The organism is Paenibacillus wuxiensis (genome assembly GCF_040195695.1).
GTDB lineage: Bacteria > Bacillota > Bacilli > Paenibacillales > Paenibacillaceae > Paenibacillus_B > Paenibacillus_B suaedae.
On record NZ_JBEFZI010000006.1, the window covers coordinates 536,028 to 542,727 of the forward strand.

Annotated in this window: 1 protein-coding gene; it reads right to left on the minus strand. The window is 52.9% G+C overall.

The window, feature by feature from the left end:
- Positions 1-130: 130 nt before the first annotated feature.
- Positions 131-6,688 carry a non-ribosomal peptide synthetase gene (locus ABN764_RS16425; protein ID WP_446672545.1) on the minus strand — a complete coding sequence of 2,186 codons (6,558 nt, stop codon included), beginning with the start codon at positions 6,686-6,688 and terminating at the stop codon, positions 131-133.
- Positions 6,689-6,700: the final 12 nt, after the last annotated feature.

Sequence of the window (6,700 nt, forward strand, 5' to 3'; positions counted from 1 at the left end):
TGTCTACTTGACGAGAGTTTAGCAAGGCTCCAATCACAAGGGAGCTGCTGCGAGGTTACATATATGCTCAGTTTAGATGTCAATCCTAGAATCATGGTTGAGATCGAAACCAAGTTACACAGCCATAGCACTACACGTGCTGGATCAAGCTTCTCATCTCATTCACTGGTAAGTATCCGGAATTTTGCAAGTAGGTCACGATTTTTTGCATATACAGTGCATCAATTTTCGGCCAATAAAATCCGGCCTTGCTTAAGGCGATTTGTGTTTGTAACGAATCATGCTTGACAATGGCATAATCGCCTTCAAGCTTTTCTCCTGCTGCCATTAACATTTGAATGTCATGAATGTGCTTATCATCCTGAGATAATCGAAGCATGAGATCATGGAACGCCGCACCATCCAACAAAGCAATCTCATGCCCCGACTTGTGTAGCAATTGCACGACCTCGCCAAGTCCAACTTTATGATGATTGTACAAATGGAAAACGTAGTTTTCCCCAGCGCTTGCATCTGCTTTTATTAAGGCAACGACGGCTCTGCTGCACGCATCAACAGGAGTAAACTCTATATCATTAGATATGAATTGGTTCGATGCAACCCCATGTTGCAACATAAATTTGAAGCGGCTCATAAATGCATTGTCCGCGATATTATGTTGATGCTGCCCATCACTGTGCCGGTTGGTCAGATTGCCCACCCGGTAAATGGCAGCGTCCACCCCATTCGAGATCGCTTGGAACAGTGCATGTTCCGCCCAAAATTTACTTTTCACATACACATTATCCTCATAATTTTGTTGAACGTAAAAATCATTTTCGGTAAATACATGCTGCTCTTCCCCAAATGTAATATGACCTGATACGCTCATCGTGGACATATAATGCAGTCTTTTATTACGTCCTACGAACGATATAAGCTCTTCAAGCGTTGTTACATTCGCTTTTTCAAAATCAGCGTAATTACCGAAGTGTTTGGTCAACGCGGCAGAATGGATGACACTACTGATCGTACTGTCAAGTTGAGCATATTCAGCATCGCTTAAGCCGAATTGTTTCTCAGACAAATCCCCCTTTACGATAACAACCCGGCTGCTTAGCATAACTTTATACTTTTCAAGCTTGTCATGAAAGTAAAAGGAAATCTGTTCCAGCAACCGATTCCGCGGGTCACTTCCCCTAATCAAACAGTATACTCTGCTATTGGTTCCATCCAGCAGCTCCGCTAGTAAATGTATACCCAGGTAACCCGTGACCCCTGTAAGCAATACATTACCGATAGGGTCGTAGGTTGCATGAGCGATGTCTTTCTTCGGAGGCTTGAGAAATTGCAGCCTAGATGTATCGGAATGCAAGTATTTTTTTGAACCATGGTCAATCTTTTGCGCGATTTTTTGTATGGTTTGCAGATCATAGTAATCCTTAACCGTTACATGCCATCCTTCTGTCAGCCCTTTTGCCAATGCCTCCATAATTTTCATGGAGTGCCCGCCTAAGTCAAAGAAGGAATCGTGGACGCCAATTGAAGTTTCCTTCATCCCTAACACGCTTGACCAAATCTGTACAAGTTTTCTCTCTGTTGCATGACGAGGCGCGATATAACTTGCAGGTGTTTGCAGTGTACTGTCGATTTTCGGGAGAGATTTCGTATCAATTTTCCCGTTCGGCGTTAACGGCAAACTGTCCAGTTGCACAAAATACGTCGGCACCATATAGCTTGGCAAGCGCTCGCTCAAGTATGTCCGCCATTCCTGTGCGCTGCCTTCTCCGACCAGATACGCCGCCAGTTGCTTTTCCCCCGGCCTATCTTCCCGCACGATGACGACAGCTTGCTTGATCGCCGGCAACTGACTTAACACCATTTCAATCTCTCCGAGCTCAATCCGGAATCCTCTGATTTTCACTTGGTCGTCGATCCTGCTTACATAGATCAGGTTGCCGTCCGGCTGATACTTAACAGCATCTCCTGTTCTGTACATTTTCGCTCCAGACTCACCGCTGAAAGGATCCGGAAGGAATCGCTCCTCTGTCAGCTCTGGACGATTCAAGTATCCACGAGTGACCCCTGCCCCGCCAATGTACAGCTCCCCAGCGACACCGATTGGTACAGGTTGTTGATGTGGATCCAACACGTATAACTTCGTATTCGCTATTGGTCCTCCAATTGGCGGTATGCCCTCCTGCAAGGGGCTGACCTCTGTTGCTGTAGCCACGACTGTACACTCTGTAGGGCCGTAGTTGTTGATGAGTGCAAAAGGCAATGAAGCTGGCGGCGACTGCCGCAGCATATCCCCCGCCGTCAGCAAACAGCGTAAGGATGTATGCGACGGCCAAGGCAGATGAATCATGATTTCGGCCATCTGCGTTGGCATAAAACCGATCGTAATTTGCTGGTCAACGACCCAATTCTGCAACGCTGCAGGATCCGTTCTTACGCTTTCCTTGCACACATGCAAACTAGCGCCTCTGCACAGATAGGGCCATATTTCTGCCACTGCGGCATCAAATGCGATGCTTGCTATTTGACTCGCACGATCTTGCTCCGTAACTTGGAAAAATTGCTGGTGCCAGAACACCATATTGATCAGTGTGTGATGTTCGACCATGACCCCTTTCGGATTCCCAGTAGTTCCTGAGGTGTAAATTAGATAGGCCATGTTGTGCGGCGTCGTGGCGATTGACGGATTCCGGTCGCTCTCCTGTGACAGCATCTCCTGATCGGCAGCGCTGTCCAGACAGATGCGCGTGATCGGCTCCGGCACCCAACCGCTTGTCTCACTCTGGGTCACCATCAACTCAATTCCCGCATCCTGGGTCATGTAAGTCAAGCGCTGCTGCGGATACGACGGATCCATCGGCACATACGCGCCACCAGCTTTTAAGATCCCCAGGATCCCGACGATCAGGTCCGCCGAGCGTTCCATGCAGATCCCAACCAGCGTCTCCGGCTTCACGCCTTTCTTCCGCAAGTAGTGCGCCAGTTGGTTCGCCCGCGCATTCAGTTCCCCATACGTCAGCTGGCGGTCTTCGTCAACGACTGCCACCGCTTCCGGCCGTGCTGCCGCCTGCTCCTCGAACAGCTCCTGAATTACCGGATCCCGTGGATACGCCGTCTCCGTCCGGTTCCATATCTCCAGTTGCTGCTTCGTTTCTGCTTCGCTAATCAACTGCATCTGGCCTATCGATCGCTCTGGATGCTCCGCCACTTCATGCAGCCATCGCTCGAAGTGTACCGCCATCCGCTCGATGGTTGACGCGTCGAATAAGTCCGTGCTGTATTCGAAGCTGACGCGCATCCCCTCTTCGGCTTCTTGCACGCCTACCGTCAAGTCGAACTTCGAGACCGACATAAAGCTGCTTATCGTATCCATCCGGCGTTCCAAGTCCATTGGCAGCTCGCTCGGACGGCTTTGAAGCGTAAATACCGTCTGAAACAATGGCGCATAGCTCGCCGACCGCTCCGGCTGCAGCGCCGCCACGATCTTCTCGAACGGGATGTCCTGATGCTCCTGCGCTTTCCATGCTTTCCCGCGCACTTGCGACACCAACTCCCGGAAGCTCGGATTGGCCGACACATCCGCACGGTACACCAAGGTGTTGACAAAGAATCCTATCATCCCCTCAATTTCCTCGTAATGCCGGTTCGCAATCGGACTGCCGACGGCGATATCTGTCTGTCCCGTATAGCGGGAGAGGAAACCTTGGTAGGCTGCGAGCAGTGTCATGAATAACGTCGCTCCCTCTTGACGACTGAGCGCTTTTAACTTGACGAGCAAAGCGGCTGGAAGATCCACTTCATACAGCTCTCCCCGGTAGCTTAGCTGCGCTGGACGCGGACGATCCGTCGGCAGCTGCAGCACTGGCAGTTCCCCGCCTAGCTCTTCCTCCCAGTACGCCAACTGACGGTTCATCACGTCTTCGCTCAGCCAGTTCCGCTGCCAATGCGCGTAGTCGGCATATTGCAAGGATAGCGGTGCCAATGCCGCTGGCTGCCCTCCCGCAAACGCCTCATATAGTGCGAGCCATTCCCGGACGAAAATGTCCAACGACCATCCGTCAAATATGATATGGTGCAGCGTGCACAGCAGCACCCAATCGTTCTCGCCCATCGCGATGGCCTGCGCCCGGATTAACGGTCCCTCAGCCAGTTGGAACGGCTTGTCTGCCTCCGCTTGCATGAGCGACTTCATCTCGCGCTCTCTGTCCTCGCTTGCCAGATGGCGAAGGTCCGTCATAGGCAGACGCTCAGGCTGGTGTTCGCGAATGATCTGTACCGGCTCGCCGTTCGCCTCGCCAATGACGGTGCGCAGCGCTTCATGACGCTGGAGCAGCGCATCGTAGGCTTGTTCCAACGCCTCCAGCTTCCAAGCTCCCTGCAACCGCCATGCGCATGGAATATTGTACAGCGGACTGTTCGGTTCCAGTTGATCGAGGAACCAGAGCCGCTGCTGGGCATACGATGCTGGCATATGCACGCCTCGTTCCACCGCTTGAATCGGCGGACGTTTCTCCCCTTCTCCCCCTTGCGCTAACAGCGTTAATTGGCGGGATAAGCTTTCGATCGTCGGGTGCTGGAACAGGTCGCGCACCGCCACCTCCACGCCGAATACCTCGCGCAGACGCGAAACCGCCTGCGCCGCTAGCAGCGAGTGGCCTCCCAAATCAAAGAAGGAATCATAGATACCGATCCTCTCCACGCCAAGCAGTTGACCCCATACCGCCGATACGAGCTCCTCCGCTGGCGTTTGCGGCGCCGCATAGCCCTCTTGCGACGACACTGTCGGGATCGGCAGTGCCCGCGTATCGATCTTCCCGTTCGGCGTTAACGGCAAACTGTCCAGTTGCACAAAATACGTCGGCACCATATAGCTTGGCAATCGCTCGCTCAAGTATGTCCGCCATTCCTGTGCGCTGCCTTCTCCGACCAGATACGCCGCCAGTTGCTTTTCCCCCTTCCTGTCTTCCCGCACGATGACGACAGCTTGCTTGATCGTCGGCAACTGACTTAGCACCATTTCAATCTCTCCGAGCTCAATACGGAATCCTCTGATTTTCACCTGGTCGTCGATCCTGCTTACATAGATCAGGTTGCCGTCCGGCTGATACTTAACAGCATCTCCCGTTCTGTACATTCTCGCTCCAGACTCACCGCTGAAAGGATCCGCAAGGAATCGCTCCTCCGTCAGCTCTGGACGATTCAAGTATCCACGGGTAACCCCTGCCCCGCCAATGTACAGCTCCCCGACGACACCGATTGGTACAGGTTGTTGATGGCGATCCAATACGTATAACTTCGTATTCGCTATTGGCCCTCCAATCGGCGGTACGCCCTCCTGCAAAGGGCTGACCTCTGTTGCTGTAGCTATGACTGTACACTCTGTAGGACCGTAGTTGTTGATGAGTGCAAAAGGCAATGAAGCTGGCGGAGACTGCCGTAGCAAATCCCCCCCCGTCAGCAAACAGCGTAACGATGTATGCGACGGCCAGGGCAGATGAATCATGATTTCGGCCATCTGCGTTGGCATAAAACTGATCGTAATTTGCTGGTCAACGACCCAATCCTGCAACGCTTCAGGATCCGTTCTTACGCTTTCCTTGCACACATACAAACTGGCGCCTCTGCTCAAGCAGGGCCATATTTCTGCAACTGCAGCATCAAATGCGATGCTTGCTATTTGACTCACACGATCCTGTTCCGTTACTTGATAAAATTGCTGATGCCAGAACACCATATTGATCAGTGTGTGATGCTCGACCATAACCCCTTTCGGATTCCCTGTAGTTCCTGAGGTGTAAATCAGATAGGCCATGTTGTGCGGCGTCGTGGCGATTGACGGATTCCGGTCGCTCTCCTGTAACAGCATCTCCTGATCCGCAGCGCTGTCCAGACAGATGCGCGTAATCGGCTCCGGCACCCATCCGCTTGCCTCGCTCTGGGTCACCATCAACTCAATTCCTGCATCGTGGGCCATGTAAGTCAGACGCTGCTGCGGATACGACGGATCCATCGGCACATACGCGCCCCCAGCTTTTAAGATCCCCAGGATCCCGACGATCAGATCCGCCGAGCGTTCCATGCAGATCCCGACCAGCGTCTCCGGCTTCACGCCTTTCTTTCGCAAACAGTGCGCCAGTTGGTTAGCCCGCGCATTCAGTTCCCCATACGTCAGCTGGCGATCCTCGTCAACGACTGCCACCGCTTCCGGCCTTGCCGCCGCCTGCTCCTCGAACAGTTCCTGAATTACCGGATCCCGTGGATACGCCGTCTCCGTCCGGTTCCATAGCTCCAGTTTCTGCTTCGTTTCTGCTTCACCAATCAACTGCATCTGGCCTATCGATCGCTCTGGATGCTCCGCCACTTCATGCAGCCATCGCTCGAAGTGTACCGCCATCCGCTCGATGGTTGACGCGTCGAACAAGTCCGTGCTGTATTCGAAGCTGACGCGCATCCCCTCTTCGACTTCTTGCACGCCTACCGTCAAGTCGAACTTCGCGACCGACATAAAGCTGCTTATCGTATCCATCCGACATTCCGAGTCCACCGGCAGCTCGCTCGGACGGTTTTGCAGCGTAAACATCGTCTGAAACAATGGCGCATAGCTCGCCGACCGCTCCGGCTGCAGTGCCGCCACGATCTTCTCAAACGGGATGTCCTGATGCTCCTGCGCTTTCCATGCTTTCCCGCGCACTTGCGACACCAA